The sequence below is a fragment of the Kitasatospora sp. NPDC093558 genome (genome assembly GCF_040683475.1).
Classification (GTDB): Bacteria; Actinomycetota; Actinomycetes; order Streptomycetales; family Streptomycetaceae; genus Kitasatospora.
Map to the genome: position 1 here is coordinate 1 of NZ_JBFBDY010001086.1, position 1,580 is coordinate 1,580.

General features: G+C 74.4%; 2 protein-coding genes. One reads left to right on the forward strand and one right to left on the reverse strand.

Features of this window, described 5'->3' with window-relative positions:
• Positions 1-206: 206 nt before the first annotated feature.
• Entirely contained in the window at positions 207-1,394 is a 1,188-nt protein-coding gene (locus AB0O00_RS38710) for an MFS transporter (RefSeq protein ID WP_363659366.1), read from the forward strand.
• Here AB0O00_RS38710 and AB0O00_RS38715 read toward each other — a convergent pair.
• The coding region (locus AB0O00_RS38715; protein WP_363659367.1) for a hypothetical protein at positions 1,391-1,580 on the reverse strand (190 nt) is incomplete at its 5' end. The genes AB0O00_RS38710 and AB0O00_RS38715 overlap by 4 nt on opposite strands.

Sequence of the window (1,580 nt, forward strand, 5' to 3'; positions counted from 1 at the left end):
GTACGCCCCGGCGCCGACCGCCCCCGCCGGGCCCTCCAGCGGGGCGGCCCGCCCCCCCCCCGGGCGGCGCCGCCGCACCCCCACGTCCGGCCCCCCCCGCGGCCGGGCGTCTTGCCGGCTGGTCCAGTCGATCCATGAGCCCGGCTAATCAGTCCATGAGCCCATCGATCTTGTTCGCCCCCGGACGGGCTGATGAGCTTGGGCCCATGAAGAACGCGGAAGTCCTCGCTCCAGCCAACTCACCGTCCGCCGAAGCTCGTTGGGCCCCCGTCCTGGCCGTCGCCCTCAGCACCTTCACCGTGGTGTCCGCCGAGATGATGCCGGTCGGGCTGCTGACGCCGATGTCGGACAGCCTGTCCGTCACCGACGGCGTCACCGGCCTGTCCCTGACGATCACCGGGCTCATCGGCGCGGCCGTCTCCCCGTTCGCCCCCGCCCTCATCGGGCTCCGCGACCGCAAGGGCGTGCTCGTCGGCCACATGCTCCTGCTCGCCCTGGGGAACGCGGTGACCGCGGTCGCCCCGAACTTCCCCGTCCTCGTTGCCGGGCGGATCCTGCTCGGCCTGGCGCTGGGCGTCGTGTGGGGGCTCGTGCCCGGACTGGCCCCTCGCCTCGTCGACGGTCCGCGGATCGCCCTCGCCTCCACCATGGTGTTCTCCGGCGTCTCGATCGCCTCCGTCCTCGGCGTCCCGCTCGGCACCTACCTGGCGGCTCTGCTCGACTGGCGCGCCGCGTTCTGGGCTCTCGCGCTCCTCGGGCTGGTCTGCGCCACCGTCCTCGCGCGGACGCTCCCCGCCCTGCCCGTCCACGAGCGCGGCCGGACCGACGGGATCGCGGGCGCGTTGCGACAGAAGGGCATCACGGCCGGGCTGGCCGTCACCACGCTCGTCGTCCTCGGCCACTTCACCGGCTACACGTACGTCCGCCCGGTGCTCGAAGCCGACGCGGGCCTCGGCACCGGCGTCATCGCGGCCTGCCTCCTGGTGTACGGACTCGCGGGCGTCGCCGGGAACTTCACGCTCGGCCCGCTCTCCGGCCGCAGGCCCCGGGCGGCCATGGTCACCGCCCTCGCGGGCGTCACGCTGGCCGTCGGCCTGCTGCCCGTCCTCACCGGGAGCGTCGTGACGGTGCTGCTCGTGCTCGTGGTCTGGGGCGCCTCGTACGGCGGGGTGTCGGTCTCCACGCAGACCTGGATCCGCACCGCCGCCCCGGCCCGGATCGAGGCCTCGGGGGCGCTGTGGGCGGGCGTGTTCAACGCGAGCATCGCGCTCGGCTCGCTCGCGGGCGGCCTCGTCATCGACCACGCCGGGAACCGCGCGGTACTGCTCACGGCCGCGCTGACGACGGCCGCCGGGCTGCTCGTCGCCCTCGCGGCACGACCCCGGCCCGTTTAGGCGGCATGCGCCTTCAGAAGCCCGAGGAAACGTTCCGTCAATCCGTGGGCCGCCCGCTCGCGCCGGACGACGAGGAGCGTCGACGGCTCCACGCTCACCGGCGGGCTGCGCCGGATCCCCCTGGCCGCACTGGGTGCGCTGGTACTGGCCGTGGGGCTCCAGATGATGAGCTTCGCGCACATCCGC